At 43.0% G+C, this 15,080-nt stretch carries 15 protein-coding genes; 1 reads left to right on the top strand and 14 read right to left on the bottom strand.

Annotated elements, in window-relative coordinates; genetic code table 11:
* The 8 genes from larC to trxB form a co-directional block, all read right to left on the bottom strand.
* The gene (larC, locus tag E4K67_RS18025) at nt 1-822 is read right to left on the bottom strand and encodes a nickel pincer cofactor biosynthesis protein LarC (protein ID WP_135549182.1); all 822 of its coding nucleotides are present in this window, start codon (nt 820-822) and stop codon (nt 1-3) included.
* 74 nt (nt 823-896) lie between these two features.
* Complete coding sequence (gene larB / locus E4K67_RS18020; protein ID WP_135549180.1) at nt 897-1,652, bottom strand: nickel pincer cofactor biosynthesis protein LarB; 756 nt, start codon at nt 1,650-1,652, stop codon at nt 897-899.
* Nucleotides 1,649-2,476 carry an ATP-dependent sacrificial sulfur transferase LarE gene (gene larE / locus E4K67_RS18015; protein ID WP_135549178.1) on the bottom strand — a complete coding sequence of 276 codons (828 nt, stop codon included), beginning with the start codon at nt 2,474-2,476 and terminating at the stop codon, nt 1,649-1,651. The genes larB and larE overlap by 4 nt, the downstream gene beginning before the upstream one ends.
* Before the next feature lie 183 nt (nt 2,477-2,659).
* On the bottom strand, nt 2,660-2,941 hold the full coding sequence (locus tag E4K67_RS18010; protein ID WP_135549176.1) for a ferredoxin family protein: 282 nt from the start codon (nt 2,939-2,941) through the stop codon (nt 2,660-2,662).
* Entirely contained in the window at nt 2,938-4,230 is a 1,293-nt protein-coding gene (locus tag E4K67_RS18005; protein WP_135549174.1) for an FAD-dependent oxidoreductase, read from the bottom strand. Before E4K67_RS18005 ends, E4K67_RS18010 begins: the two co-directional genes overlap by 4 nt.
* Before the next feature lie 12 nt (nt 4,231-4,242).
* The gene (locus tag E4K67_RS18000; RefSeq protein ID WP_135549172.1) at nt 4,243-5,583 is read right to left on the bottom strand and encodes an electron transfer flavoprotein subunit alpha/FixB family protein; all 1,341 of its coding nucleotides are present in this window, start codon (nt 5,581-5,583) and stop codon (nt 4,243-4,245) included.
* Nucleotides 5,583-6,416, bottom strand: a complete 834-nt coding sequence (locus E4K67_RS17995; protein WP_135549169.1) for an electron transfer flavoprotein subunit beta/FixA family protein — start codon at nt 6,414-6,416, stop codon at nt 5,583-5,585. Before E4K67_RS17995 ends, E4K67_RS18000 begins: the two co-directional genes overlap by 1 nt.
* A gap of 103 nt (nt 6,417-6,519) precedes the next feature.
* Nucleotides 6,520-7,431: a thioredoxin-disulfide reductase gene (gene trxB, locus E4K67_RS17990; protein WP_135549166.1), complete on the bottom strand. Its 912-nt coding sequence runs from the start codon at nt 7,429-7,431 to the stop codon at nt 6,520-6,522.
* 214 nt (nt 7,432-7,645) lie between these two features.
* Here trxB and E4K67_RS17985 point away from each other — a divergent pair, with 214 nt between their 5' ends.
* Complete coding sequence (locus E4K67_RS17985; RefSeq protein ID WP_135549163.1) at nt 7,646-10,396, top strand: UPF0182 family membrane protein; 2,751 nt, start codon at nt 7,646-7,648, stop codon at nt 10,394-10,396.
* A gap of 83 nt (nt 10,397-10,479) precedes the next feature.
* On the opposite strand, the gene E4K67_RS17980 is transcribed toward E4K67_RS17985, so the two are convergent.
* The 6 genes from E4K67_RS17980 to E4K67_RS17955 form a co-directional block, all read right to left on the bottom strand.
* On the bottom strand, nt 10,480-10,899 hold the full coding sequence (locus E4K67_RS17980; RefSeq protein WP_135549160.1) for an OsmC family protein: 420 nt from the start codon (nt 10,897-10,899) through the stop codon (nt 10,480-10,482).
* A 30-nt stretch (nt 10,900-10,929) separates the two neighbouring features.
* On the bottom strand, nt 10,930-11,514 hold the full coding sequence (locus E4K67_RS17975) for an ANTAR domain-containing response regulator (protein ID WP_135549158.1): 585 nt from the start codon (nt 11,512-11,514) through the stop codon (nt 10,930-10,932).
* Between the two features lie 123 nt (nt 11,515-11,637).
* Nucleotides 11,638-12,300 carry a hypothetical protein gene (locus tag E4K67_RS17970; protein WP_135549156.1) on the bottom strand — a complete coding sequence of 221 codons (663 nt, stop codon included), beginning with the start codon at nt 12,298-12,300 and terminating at the stop codon, nt 11,638-11,640.
* Nucleotides 12,301-12,604: 304 nt separating this feature from the next.
* Nucleotides 12,605-13,321, bottom strand: a complete 717-nt coding sequence (locus E4K67_RS17965) for a hypothetical protein (protein ID WP_135549154.1) — start codon at nt 13,319-13,321, stop codon at nt 12,605-12,607.
* 290 nt (nt 13,322-13,611) lie between these two features.
* Nucleotides 13,612-14,340, bottom strand: coding sequence for a phosphatase (locus E4K67_RS17960; protein WP_135549152.1), 729 nt, complete (start codon nt 14,338-14,340; stop codon nt 13,612-13,614).
* A 90-nt stretch (nt 14,341-14,430) separates the two neighbouring features.
* The gene (locus E4K67_RS17955) at nt 14,431-15,009 is read right to left on the bottom strand and encodes a hypothetical protein (protein ID WP_135549151.1); all 579 of its coding nucleotides are present in this window, start codon (nt 15,007-15,009) and stop codon (nt 14,431-14,433) included.
* Nucleotides 15,010-15,080: the final 71 nt, after the last annotated feature.

The raw sequence follows: 15,080 nt of genomic DNA, 5'->3' as shown, positions 1-15,080 counted from the left end.
CTAAATCTCCCCTAGAACCCCACGCAACAAACTTGGTATGCCATAATCATTTTTACCTGCTCCATAGCCCACACTGAGTAAAGTCATTTCTGGAAAGGTTGCTTGCTCAGCTAAGGCACGCATGAGGGCCGCTCCTGTAGGGGTAATTAGTTCGCCAGTGATTCCTGATTCCTGAAATTTAAAGCCCCGTAAAAGCATGAGTGTTGCTGGCGCGGGTAGTGGCAATATTCCATGGGCACAGTTCACAAAGCCATGTGACCATGGAAGCGTAGAAACTCTTATTAAGTCAATATCCAACTGATCCAAGGCGATGCAGGTTCCAACGATATCGACAAGAGAATCGACTGCTCCTACTTCGTGAAAATGTACTTGATCGACTGTTGTCCCGTGAACATGCGCTTCTGCCTCAGCTAAGACATTAAAGACTGCGAGGGCTCTCTTAATTGATCGTTCAGACAGGGTACCACTCAGAATCATCTTTGTAATATCTGGAAGACGACGATGATGATCTTTAGGTTCTTTTTTCTGCACTTCAAAATGGTCGTGATGAGCGTGGGGTTCATCGCGTGTATGGTGTCCATCGTGTTCGTGGCCTTCATGGTGTCCATCGTGTTCGTGGTTTATCATCGGTATAACGACATCGATATCCGTTGCTTGAATTCCATGAACTTGGCGAGATTGAACATCAAGAACAAATTCTGTCAAGCCGATAGAATGAAGTTGCTCGACTATTAATTCTGGATCAGCACCTAAGGCAATCAGTGACCCTAGGGCCATGTCTCCGCTAATGCCGGCAAACGTATCCCAATATAAAATTCTCAAGAAAACTATTCCTCCCTATCATCCAATCGTGAGACTCCCACTTCTACAAATACCACCTTAGTTGATCGAGTTAACTACCTCGAAATACGGCGTACGATTGCTGAGGCTAAAGAAGCTGCCCCAAAGCCGTTATCAATATTAACAACTCCGATTCCAGACGCGCAACTGTTTAACATGCTAAGTAAGGCTGCTAGTCCTTGAAAGTGCGCGCCGTAGCCCACACTTGTAGGTACAGCGATAACAGGTTGTTCGACTAGTCCTCCGACAACGCTAGCTAAAGCGCCTTCCATTCCAGCTACAACGATAAGCACCTCTGCCTTTTCCATTAGCTCTCTCTGACCAAGTAGACGGTGTATGCCGGCCACACCAACATCAAATAGCGTATCTACCTCGTGTCCCATATAGCGAGCCGTCAACCAGGCTTCCTGGGCCACTGGAAGATCGGCAGTCCCTGCAGTCATAATCAAGATTTTCCCAGAAATAGTAGGGTCCTCTAAGGGACGAAGAAGAAGACAACGTGCTTGGGCGTCATAGTGAGCACTTGGAAAATGGGGTAATATTTTTTCTGCACTCTCAGGATCGAGACGGGTGGCTAATACGTTCTTGGCCTTTGCACCCAAGTGGTTCAGAATAGAAATAATATGTTCAGGCTGTTTTCCTTGACAAAAGATCACTTCAGATTGTCCGGTTCGTAACCCTCTGTGATGATCTAAGCGCGCAAACCCCAGATCTTCATACGGAAGGTCTTTTAATTGGAGCAACGCTTCAGCGGGGGAACATGATCCTTGCTGAACAGATTCTAATAGCGCCTTTATGGTCTCTTCATTCATACAGTACCCTCCTGAATAGGGTTGAGGCTCCCCGAGCGCAGACCCATTAAGTCTAAGGTGACAAATCTAAAACCGAGCGTGAGCATTGAGTCAGTGACTTCCCTACGATGTTGTAGGAAGGTGGAAAAGTCTTCTATCGGAATCTCAATACGAGCAATATCCTTGTGTACCCTTACTCGACATTCCGCGTACCCTTTTTGCTGGAGTATCGCTTCAGCCTGAGCAATTTGTTTTAGTAGTTCAGCAGTGATAGTGTCTCCAAAGGGCACGCGAGAAGCCAAACAAGCCATGGAAGGTTTATTCCATGTGGGTAAATTTCGACGTTTGGATAATATACGAATTTCCGCCTTTGTGAGGCCTACTTCTAATAGCGGGCTAATAACACCTAACTCTTGAAGGGCGATCCTCCCAGGACGATAATCATTAGTGTCTGAAGCGTTGGTACCGTCGATAACTGTAGAGTAACCAGACCTTTTGCCATAATCCAGAAAGGTCTCGAAGAGTTTCTTCTTGCAAAAATAACAGCGATCTGGTGGGTTTTCTCGGAATCCCTCTAAGTCCAAAACATCTAAGTCAATCACCTCGACAGGAAAATCACACTGTTGCACCAAAGCTAAGGCTTCCGTTTCTTCTTGGGAAGAAATCATGGGGCCACGGGCAAAGACAGCTTTACAGTTTCCCTCTAAAGATTCTTGGGCAACAGCTAGTAGATAGGTTGAGTCAACACCCCCAGAAAAGGCCACTAGAACATTGTTAAATGATTTTAAGTATTTGATGAGTTGTGCTTCTTTGATACTTGCTGCATCTATTATTTGTTTATCCATGTTAACTTGATCCCTTCCTCCCACCCTATTCTACCTATTGAACAAATCGCTGTCAAAGTAACTTTGCACTTTATACAGAAGTATTGTCTCTAGAATTAAGAATACCAAAGAGCAAGAGCAGAGTCGGCCTTTAAGCCTACCCCGCTCTTGCTCAATTCTTACCAATGAAGCACTAACTAAAAATTAGCCATTCTTCCATGAAACTCCGAATCCGCCTCTAGGATACTTCCAGTCAATGTTGCCAAAAGGACAACCAATCAGACATGTGCCACACTCTAGACAGCCTTCGTAGCCAACAGCGATGCGTTTTTCTTCTTCATCCCAATCATAGACATGGGCCGGGCAAAAACGAGTACAGGGTTTGTCTTGACACTGCTTAAAGCAGACATTAGAATCATTGATTTTAATGTGATTTAACTTATCGGTATTAAACCGTACCAAAAAAAGCTTATCATCTAATTTCATAACAGTGCCCTCCATGCCCCATAGACATCCTTAATTAGACCGCCTTTTGAACGATGTTGGAACGCCATCTTAATAATTTCTTTTTGACGCTCCTTCTTTGGTGTCCCATCAGCCGTTAAATACATTTTTGCTGCTTGAGATAGAAGTTTTGGATAGGTTTTTAAGAGGTGTGGATTATTTTCAAAGAATTTACCCATATGGCGATAATGGTGCAGGTCTTTGAGCACGAAGGAATTCCTTAATCGTGTTTCGTAAACGGTCATGGCTTGGTCACTAACGTCCCCAGACTTGATAGCTCCGGCAGCGACTTCACCAGCAATTTTACCCGAAATCATGGCTAGGTTTGAACCTTCTCTGTTCAAGGAATTCATAAGCATTGCCGTATCCCCAACGACAAGAACTCCTTGACGATGAAGTTTCGGTACAGAAGTATATCCACCTTCAGGGATGAGATGAGCTAAATACTCCTTAGTTTCTCCCCCTTGAAGAAGACGTTTAACATAAGGCTTTGATTTCAAATTTTCGAGGAGGTCATTCGGAGTCCAGTTATTTTTAATCATAGGCTCCAGAATTGCTCCAACGCCAATGGAAATCGATTCTTTATTGGTATAAATGAACCCTACGCCCATCAGTCCTGCTGTGGAATCCCCATACAGTTCAATTGTCGCTCCCTGTCCTTCATCCAGACAGAAACGATCTTCTATTTTCTCCTTAGGTAAGGCAATGACTTCTTTTACCGTAACTGCAACAGCTTCAGGCTTTAAAGGTTTAGCAAGTCCAGCTTTAACAGCTAAGAAGTTATTAACTCCTTCTGCTATGATAACAACCTTTGCTCCCAAATCCCCTTCAGCACGACCTGTACGAATGCCTACGACTCTTTCATCTTGATAGAGCAAATCTTCTACCAAAGTTTCCGTAAGAATTACTACACCGGCCTTTTCAGCTTCACCAGCTAGCCAACGGTCGAACTTTACCCGTAAAATAGAATGTGCGTTATAAGGTTCTACTCCCCAAGCAGGATCGCGATAACCAGCCATAATTGACTCATCGCCACTTAACATAGCAATCCGTTGTTCAATGATCGGCCGTTCTAAAGGTGCTTCTTTCCAGAATTCTGGAACGACCATGTCAGTTGCTTTTGTATAAAGTATGCCCCCCATGACATTCTTGGTTCCCGGATAATCTCCGCGTTCAACGACTAGAGTTTTCATGCCTGCTTGGGCAGCACTGATCGCGGCAGACAGGCCAGCAGGGCCGCCTCCAACGATGATCACATCAAAGTTTTCCATGTTTGCCCCTCCTTAATTTGCCACGCCGTGCTGAAGGCGTTTCTTAAACTCTGCGGTCAGCGCAGGTACGATTTCAAACAGATCTCCGACAATTCCATAATTGGCTACTTGTAATATGGAAGCCTCAGGATCATTGTTAATAGCGATAATGAAGTCTGATGTTTCCATCCCGACTAAATGCTGAATAGCACCTGATATTCCCATTGCGATATATACTTTAGGTCTAACCGTTATCCCAGATTGTCCGACTTGTTGATCATGTGTCAACCAGCCAGATTCTACGGCCCCTCGTGAGCCGGCAATAGTAGCTCCTAAGACTTCTGCCAATTCTTCAGCTAATACCATGTTTCTTTTTGCTCCAAGACCCAAACCAACCGCAACGATGATTTCAGCCTTATCTAAAAAGGCACTCTTGGCATCGGAGGGGATGAACTCGAGAACTTTCGTCAAAAAATCACTTTCGTTAGAACTAAATTCCTCACGAATCAGTTCTCCCTCGCGTCCCTCGACACGTTCTGGCATTGCCATAACTCTTGGACGTACGGTAGACATTTGGGGACGGCTGGTACGACATAGAATTGTCGCCATAATATTCCCACCGAAGGCAGGTCGTGTTTGAAGTAAAAGTTTTGTCTCTGGATCAATACCAAGGACCGTACAGTCAGCGGTTAAGCCGGTTTTCAGTTTCGTGGCAACAGCCGGGAAAACATCGCGTCCCATTGAGGTTGCACCCATTAAGATAATCTCTGGCTGATATTTTGTTACCAGACTGGTAATTGCTTCAGCATAGGGTTCTGTGCGGTAATCTTTAAGTACAGGGTGATCAATCACATAAACTTTCTCAGCCCCGTAAGCAAAGGCTTCGGGTATAACACTATCGACCATGTGACCGGTGATCACTCCACAAAGCTCACATCCGATAGCATTAGCAAGTTTGCGACCTTCTCCTAATAATTCCCAAGCCACTGGTGCAACCAGTCCGTTGGTATATTCAATAATAACCCAGACCCCACTCCAGACATCTCCACCAGCTACTGGCGCTACATTTGAACGAATTGTCTTTTTCTCATTTCCCGAGGCGTAATCGCTGACGGCCTCTGGCAGAGGGTCTTGTAGATTAAATTTAGAACCGGATTCAGGATCAATTTTTTCTTTAGGTTGATCGGGTTTAATGGGTTGATTTGGTAAGGCCAGGGCATTAGTTGGACATACCATAACACATTTGCCTTGGTCATTACATTTCTTTGGATCGACCACTGCGAGACCATCAATGAGGTCAATGGCTTCTACAGGACATTCCATGACACATGCTCCACACCCGATACATTTAGCCTTGTCTACTAAGACGGTCATTAATGTTTTCCTCCCTTCGCTCGAGGATTAACCATGATGATATTTTGTTGGAAGATCTTTTGTACGATGGAGGAGGCTGTTCCTGCAGGATCTTTCGTTCCATCCATTATTTCTCCTCCACTGCGACCAGGTGGTGCAAAGATTCTTGAAACACTGGTAGGCGAACCTTTAAGACCCATTTGGGTTAAGTCATACGGTAGTGACTTAGCATTCCACATCTCAGGCTCATATGAGGCAGCTTTCATCATATTGGGCAACGTTGCGTAACGCAAATCGTTAAGCTCTTTTTCCACCGTGAGCAGTGCCGGCAACTGAGCTTGGACAACCTGACGTCCGCTCTCAGTTTTGCGAACAACTGTAACAGTCTTGTCTGTGAGCTCTTTAACCTTAATTGCGTAGGTCAATTGCGGAAATCCAAGGCGCTGAGCAATACCTGGGCCGGTCTGAGCTGTATCCCCATCAATCGCTTCTTTTCCAGTAAAGACGAGATCAATCGGCTCTTCTTCATGAATTTTTTGCAGGGCCGATCCGATAATATACGCAGTAGCTAACGAGTCTGAACCACCAAACGCACGGTCACTTAAGAGAATAGCGCGATCTGCTCCGTAAGACATGGCTTTTTTGAGCGCTTCTTTGGCTTGAGGTGGCCCCATACTAACGATTGTTACTTTTCCCCCAACTTTTTCTTTAAGGCGCATGGCTTCTTCCAACGCATGGGCATCGTATGGATTGATAATCGAGGGCACACCCTCCCGCATTAGGGTATTAGTTACAGGATCAATTCGGACTTCGGACGTGTCCGGGACTTGCTTTAGGCAGACTACAAAGTGCACTAAAATCCCCCCTCTATTATAATTTTCAGTTATTTGTACATTATAGTACAAACGAAACAGATTATCAAGTCTCCTGTTCAAGCACAGGAACAGCTAACTTACTTTACTGTTCAGAAAGATATTTTTCCACTTCTACCGCTGCCAAGGCTCCATCACCTACTGCTGTGGCTACTTGGCGCAGTGGCGTGTTACGGATATCACCTGCAGCATAAACGCCCACAATATTAGTTTGCAATAATGAGTTAGTCTGTATATAACCACGCTCATCCGCTTCAATTTCTCCATTGATAAATTGAGTGTTCGGGTCAGTTCCTACATAGATGAAAACACCGTCCGCAGAAATTTCGCGTGTTTCTCCACTCAGGACATCGAGAATTCGAACTCCTTCTACACGATCAGATCCAAGGATTTCCTCGACTTTGGCATTAAGTTCAAAACGTATTTTAGAGTTATCTTTTGCATGGGTCATGGCGATATGGGATGCTCGGAAGCCCGCTCTTCGGTGTACGATGATCACTTCTTCCGCAAACTTAGTAAGGTATACGCCTTCTTCGATGGCAGCATCTCCTCCACCGACGACTACAACCTTTTTACCTCGAAAAAAGGCTCCATCACAGGTGGCACAATAGGACACTCCACGGCCTTTGAAAACCTCCTCACCTGGTACGCCCAATAACCTGGGTTTGGAACCAGCAGCTATAATGATAGCACGTGCTTCAAGAACTTGATTATCGGTACGGATTTTTTTGATGGACTCCTTAAAGTCGAGTTCATGAACTTCCTCAAATATAAACTCAACACCAAACGTTAACGCTTGTTTATGAAATGAGTTCATGAGTTCATATCCGTTGATCCCATCTGGAAAACCGGGGTAATTTTCAATATTTTCCGTTGATGCTGCTTGACCACCAGGCATTGCCAGTTCTACGATCGCAGTTTTCAGCCCACCACGCGCAGCATATATTCCAGCTGTTAAGCCTGCAGGGCCTGCACCAATAATAATGACGTCATGCATATCTTTCAACTCCTTGTAAAATCTTGCATTTTCAATACCCCTTAAGGGTATTTCTAAAGTAGTATACCATATCTTATCCAGATTTAAAATAAATCATAGGGAAATATGAAATTTGATGAAGGGATTTTCATTTACTGGGAAGAATATACTTAAATGAGTTAGGTCTGCGCTCATTTAAGATTTAGTTTTCCAAAGTTAAAAGGAGGAATCATTGTTGTCCCGTTTATTTAAATTTTTAATTGCTTTCATTATATTACTGTCCTTGCTGACAGCGTCGAGTGGCTTATTTGAAGATTGGTTGTGGTTTAAAGATCTCGGCTATACGCAATTATTTTGGACGCCAATCCTAAGTAAAATGCTTTTTCAAGCAGTAAACGGCACTATTCTTTTTATCTTTATTGCCGGAACCTTACTATCTATTCGCCACGCCATAATTACCTTTGTTAATGAACGTTTGCGGAAGCGAATGCGTTTAGTTCAAGACATGAACCGACCCATTTTTAGTCTTAGTCAGCGTAAAGTTACACTTTGGTTACTCTTTATTTCAGCTGTAGTGAGTTTTGCAGTCAGCTTTGTTGCTGGTTTTACGGGCTGGTTGGATATATTGTCGTTTATCCATGCAACCCCTTTCGGTCAACAGGATCCGATTTTCAACAAGGATTTGTCTTTTTACTTCTTTCAATTACCATTTTTAAAGACTCTATTCAATGCATTTTTCGGGCCCTTGTTCCTACTCACCTTATTTACAACTATTTTCTATATCGCTACAGGAGTCATTCGATTCCGCTCGAAAAAACTATGGCAAACCGGTGCAGTCTCAATGGGATCCGCTCGGAAGCACTTAGCCTTACTCATCGGAATTTTATTTGCCCTAAAAGCTTTCGGATATTATCTTGATATTTACCAATTACTATACTCGGTTCACGGTCATGTTGTTGGTGCCGGATATACAGACTTAACCGCGACGCTTCCTGCCCTCAGAATATTAATTGTGATCAGTATTTTGGGATCTATATTAGCTTTTGTTTCACTGGCTTCTAATGAAACACGGTTTTTAACCCTACCAGTTGTAAGTATATTTGTAGTCGGATTATTAATTAATGGAATTGTTCCGGCTCTTCTCCAATCGTTTGTCGTCTTACCGAACGAGCTCAGCCGAGAGCAGCCGTATATTCAACATGAGATTGAATTGACCCGATTTGGGTATGGCTTGGATAAAATCACTGAAATTGAGTATCCCGGAAACACGCCCATCACAATCAGCGCTTTGAAGGCAGATCAGTCAACACTTAACAACATTCGGCTTAACGATGCCAAACCCATGTTACAAACTTATAACCAGAAACAAGGTATTCGTCTCTATTATAAGTTTCATGACATCGATATCGACCGATATACCATCAACGGAGAATATCGTCAAGTTATGATTGGACCACGAGAAATCTCAACCCCCGATTTAGAAGAAACAGCGAAAACATTTGTGAATATGCGTTTTAAATATACCCATGGTTTTGGGGCATCCGCCTCGTTTGCCAATGCAGTCACCTCTGAAGGCCTGCCCTCCTTTGCCATTAAGGACGTCCCGGCTGTCAGCGAGTTTCCGGAATTCAAGATGTCAGAACCCAGAATTTATTATGGTGAACTAACCAATGACTGGGTCGTCGCAAATACATCAGTTAAAGAATTTGATTACCCCCTCGGTAGCGCGAATGCTGAAAATACTTATCAAGGTAAAACGGGGCTACTTTTAACCCCGCTCAATAAACTGATGCTATCCCTTCGCCATGCAACCCCGCGCTTTTATCTGGCCACCCAAGTGAATCCTGATAGCAAATTGCTAGTGTACCGCAATATAGAAGTGCGGGTGCAAAAGTTAGCCCCGTTTTTAACCTATGATTCAGACCCTTATATTGTCATCGATGACGGTCGTCTCAAGTGGATTATCGACGCTTACACTACATCCGACGCCCTCCCCTATTCAAATCTGAATACTAGTCAAGAGTTTAACTATATTCGAAACTCTGTAAAAGTAATCGTTGATGCCAATGATGGAACGGTTGATTTTTATGCAAGTGATCCCAAAGACCCGATATTAATGACCTATATGAAGATATTTCCGGGCGTATTTAAAGACATAGCGAGTCTGTCGCCGAGCTTAAAGAGTCACCTCAGGTATCCTGAAACACTTTTTAATGTTCAAAGCAATGCACTTAAAACTTTCCATATGACAAATCCCTCTGTTTTCTATAATAAGGAAGATTCCTGGGATATTGCCAAGGAACTCTTTGACGCCAAACCCCAAAGCGTAGCACCCTATTACACCATCATGAAAATTCCAGGAGAGGACAAACCAGAGTTTGTGCTCATGCTCCCCTTCACACCAGCATCTAGTGCAACCAATTCACGGAACAATATGGTCTCCTGGATGGCTGCTCGCATGGATGGAGCACATTATGGTGAGTTATTGCTTTATAAACTGCCTAAGAATATTGAGGTTGACGGTCCCTTGCAAATCGAATCTAGAATAGACCAAGATCCGGAGATATCGAAAGAACTTTCCTTGTGGGATCAAAAAGGCTCAAGTGTGATTCGGGGAAATCTTTTAGCCTTGCCAATCGGAGGAAACTTTCTCTATGTAGAACCAATCTATCTGCAATCAGATAAAGGCGGTAGTATACCAGAAATGAAACAAGTCGTACTTGCTTATCAAGATCATTTGGTGATGACTGATAATTTGGGGTTAGCCTTAACACAACTCTTCGGAGAGGATGCTCCTCAGCCTACTACCCCTGGACAGAGTACACCCGTTCCAGTTCCGACTCCTCAAGCGCCAACAACTACTGCTCAGACTTCACCAAACGTTACTTCGATTACTGATCAAATGAATCAAATCCGGGCTTTGCTCGACAGTCTGGAAATCCAACTCAAGGGATTACAAGGTGAGTCCAGCGTGATTGCTCCATAAAATTCATTCCAAAGTAAACGAGAGGGAGACATCTTTTGATGTCTCCCTCTCGTTTACTTTTTACTGGATGGGTGTGTTGAACTTTAGTTTGTCGAGTTCATTTCGATCCGGTAGGTAAGATTGGCAGCCTTGTCAATCATACTGGCAACACTACAATACTTTCCCATTGAAAGTTGAGCTGCCCGTTGTAGTTTATCTTCAGAAAGGGATTCGCCCCAAAACTTATAAACAACTTCAATGTCTTTAAATACGCGAGGGTGGTCACTGGCTCGATCTCCTTCTACGCTCATCTCAAAGCGTTGGACTTTAACCCTCATCTTTTCAAGAATAGAAATTATATCCATCCCACTACAGCCTGCAATCGCCATTAAGAGTAACTCCATAGGATTGGTTCCATGCCCCGATCCTCCCGCTGTAACGCTGGTATCAATATTTGTCATCACTTTGGTACTTCCTTCGCCCTGAAAGTGCATTCCCTTTATGTGTTTAACAACTACTTTCATAATAAGACTCCTTTCTGGCATTATTTAATATTAATCGACTTGTTCAGGCACCCACAAGCCTTTGAGAACGTCTTGAGCAACCATACGTAAGGATTTGCGCGTCGACATGGCCTGTTTTCTCAGTGCAGCATATGCCGACTGCTCAGTGAATCCTCGCTGTTGTATTAGAGAAAGCATGGCCTGAAAAATAAACTTGCGCGTTTTAAGTTCTTCCTCTAACTTTTGAATTTGCTGAGAGTTCTCCGTCTCACGTGTATAACGATGCTCCGCAAGCAAAATTGCAGCGACCAGTTCATGCAGTCGCCAAGGATAAAGTAAAACATTGTGGGCATCTTCGTTGATGACCTCTGTTAGAACGTGCTGTTCTTCTTGAGTAAGTACAACTATGATGGGACAAAGATGCTGAACGACCAGATTTTGAAGAACCTCTGAAGAGCTAAGGCCACGTAAATTCCACCCCATAATGATTAAATCAGGTTCAAATCGGTGAGTGAGTCGTAAAGCTTCCATCCCATTATCTGTTATAGCCAGAAGCTGGTAATCTGCCAATGATAGCATAGATTTTATTTCCTGATTTAATGAGGCTTTTCCTGATACTAATATAGCCCTCTTCATTCTAAATCACTCATTTCATAAAGCTTCTTTAAATATCACATCCTGCGATAGGGCTGAGATCTATATTTCCTACTCAGTTAAAAAGCGCTCTATGAGCGCTTTTGGTTAAATCAGAGTATTAAGTTATTTCGCTACTGCGCCTAGTCCTTCTTCTGAAGAACTATATTCCAAGTCTTCTTGCATAAAAGGTTGTGAAGGCATCGGCGTTACTAAGCGCATTGGAAAAATGAGGATAACTAAAGCCATCCCACCAATAGCGAGGGTAAGATATTGGAGCGACAAAACAGCAGAAACAAGAGAAGCAAGTTTTGAAGGGGTTCCAATCGCATAGTTAAATGGCTGAACAGTTCTCAGATTATCATTAAGTAGCTGATTCGAGGTTCGCTCCGATCCAGTTGTTCCATTTTTATTTGATAAGATCCATACGGGCTTTCCATCAGGATCTACGGAGTTAATGAGTTGCCTGCCTGTTTCATAAAATGGATCTAACGAAGATAGGTAGATAAAACCCTTGGTGGTATAAATTCGATCTAATTCCACAGGTGCACCTGTTATGGCAGCCTTAGTATAGGTCCGTTCGATTCTCAAAATATCATCTAAGCTAACATTTATAGGGCCTTTTTCTGTAATAACAGTATATAATCCTCGGTCGACTAATTCAACGTTAGAAACTTTAACATCTAAAAATCGAATACTCACAATTGACAGTAGGATAACAACTATACTTATAAGTACAATTGCCCCCGTAATGCGTTCTCGATCTATTTGTCTTTCTCCAATAAGCACAGTACCACACGTCCTTTACTTCTGCCATTTTCCTATGGCTAGCCACCATTAAGTCGCGGTTCGGGCACCCATATTGGGTTTTTAGAACTAGATATGTTTACTAAGCTCAATGTAATTCATCATCGAGTAGTTTTAATTAACTTATACAATTAGTTTAACCACATTCATCATTGTACTATAAATAATTTGATGAAACAAATTTTTTTACTTTATAAACTGCAATTAAGAAGGCAAATTGCCCTCTTAGAATGATTATGCAGGTGAAGAAATAGAATTAATATGATATATAAATCGGCTTGTTTACTTACTTTGTTCCGAACTTTTTCCCGAACTTAGTGAGCAATTGCAGTAGATCATTCGGTGAGTAGTCTAGGGGAGTATTTATGCTAGTTTCAGGGGTAGAAAGTGGTTTTGAACCCGAAGATTGCGGTGAAACAACCGAACGCACAAAGATTGTGGAAAGTAATCCAAGTATTAGAAGTGGTATCGCTCCTCTTATACCCGGAAAAGCGAGTATCGGAATATACAATGATACACTGGGCGTGTATGGATTATTTGAATAGAATGCTGAGAAATATAGGGCAATTGTTAGGGGGGCTTCTGGGAGCTCGACCGTTATAAAGCCGGTGCTATCCGTTCCACTACTCTGTCGAGTCTGATTTGCGAGTAAATTTATTTTCCCTCCATCAGTTACTGGGGTGGAATTTGGAGAAGTGCTAGTGCCGATTCCGTTTGCCATCCAACGTAAAAATGCTTGAAGGTCCGTAAGCGACATTTCCACTCTTTGTCCATTCCTCGCATCAAGAACAGGTATGCTTTTAAGGTCAAATATTCGCCTAGCAATGAAGAGGAAGAGTTCTGAGACAATTAAAACAGCAGTAGATGCAAAAACACTTCCTGTTAATAAAGGTTGAGCAAATAAAAGTGAGGCACTCCCTGCTTCTGTGCTAATAGGTGCGAATATTGAGAACCCCATGTTGAGCGGTTCTTCAGAAAACTTTCCTGGCTGACTACCAGACATCACAAACGCCACCCTTCATTACAATATATGGAAGAGAGGCGTGCGTTGTACCAAGTATGTTGAGAGTTATTCATTGTTAGGTAAACGATATGTTAGGTAAAGGAGCGACCACTGCAACTCAAGTGAACTCGCTCAACTTGAGTTAAACATCGAGATGGTGGAACCCTCCCGTGCAAATAGTCTCTGGTGGTAAGTATTGCCGATGCGGGGGGCGGAGTGCCACTCCCACTTATAGAAGTGGGAGTGGCACTATTGGCTGCAGGGACACGATGCATCGTGCCCCTGCAAAGTCATAGTATTGGGCGGTTTTTGCGACGTGTCGCCAAATATTCTAAGACTCTTGCCGGGGAAGTATTTAGAACTTGATGCTCTGAAATCCCAGCTTCATGAACTAATTCAAGGGAGTGGCTTAAATCACCGACCCGATCCCAAAAATGGGCATCACTCCCTAAGATAACGGGACTTTTATAATGAGCCATGTAGCGAGCAATGCGTCGACAATTTTCCCATGCTCCCTTTTTTTCCTTTGACAGTGAACTGTTGTTTATCTCGACTGGGATATTTAATTGTGCGGACATGTGAGCGATAAGTTCTAAATCCATCTCGAAATACGGTCGTCCCGGATGAACCATCATATCAGTATAAGGATTTTCCATGGCTTTGATATAAGCCTTAGTATTTTGTTCAGTCGTTCCACCAGGGTAACAAATCTCATGGAGGCCCACAAGAACGATCTTCATCCGAGACAAATACTCTATGGGAAGATCTAATTCCCCTTCATAGTTTGTGATATTTGCTTCTACTCCTGGTAAAATACGGACCCCATTCAGTTCTTCAGGAAGAATTGCCAAGTTGCCAAAATGATACCGATGAGGCGCACCTGGCATACTGGGAGCATGATCTGTCATGCCGAGCAATTCTATGCCTTTGCGCGCGGCCGCCAGCGCATTTTCAGAAAGGGTACTGTAAGCATGTCCACTTGACACGGTATGGGTATGCAAATCTACTTTTATATCCATATAACACCTCACTAAGGGTATTATATCCCAAATCAAGGTAAAAGAAAAATAAGTGCTCTGTTATTTAGCACTTATTTTTACATGTTACTATTACTGTTTTTTAACGGTTGTTGGAACTTTGACTGTTGTATCAACCGTAAAGCGAAAACTTGCCTCCGTAGCTTCTTCAACGCCTCCTACAGGATTAGGTTTAATCCTTATCGTCATTAAATGCTGTCCATCTGTAGCACTTTTCCCTAATGCGTCCCCTAATATCTTAATCTGACGAAAGGCTACGCGTGCCGTGGCACCTGGTTCTAAGGCAGGTAGTGTTCCAGGTGAGGTTATTTTTTTAGTGTCATCTCCAACGAGTGTTACTTCCAATTCTACTGGAATATTCGTCATTTTCTTAGCAGTTGTGTTTTGTACTGTTGCGACTAGGTCAAACGTTTTAGTAGTAATCACTTGTGCGCCTTTTAAGGTCACGCTGCCATACGTTAGATCCTTGACGATCGAGGCTGGCTCCACGGTAATACTGAGCATTTTAATTTCCGGGACATCGTTAACTTTGCTTACACTCGCATTAGTGTTTTCCCAGAATGAGAATCCAGCAAACCCGATCAGACAAATCACAACAACGCTAGCGTACATAATAAGGTTTCTTCGATTAATCGTAAAAATTTTAGCCAAAGCTGTGCACCTCCAATTATATTTGAGATTTTATCTCTTTAAAAAACCTATGCATGTCTTTTAAGGACATG

It is taken from the genome of Desulfosporosinus fructosivorans, from assembly GCF_004766045.1.
Classification (GTDB): Bacteria; Bacillota; Desulfitobacteriia; order Desulfitobacteriales; family Desulfitobacteriaceae; genus Desulfosporosinus; species Desulfosporosinus fructosivorans.
The sequence above is the reverse complement of the archived record's forward strand: the minus strand, read 5'-3'. Positions and strand labels throughout refer to the sequence as shown.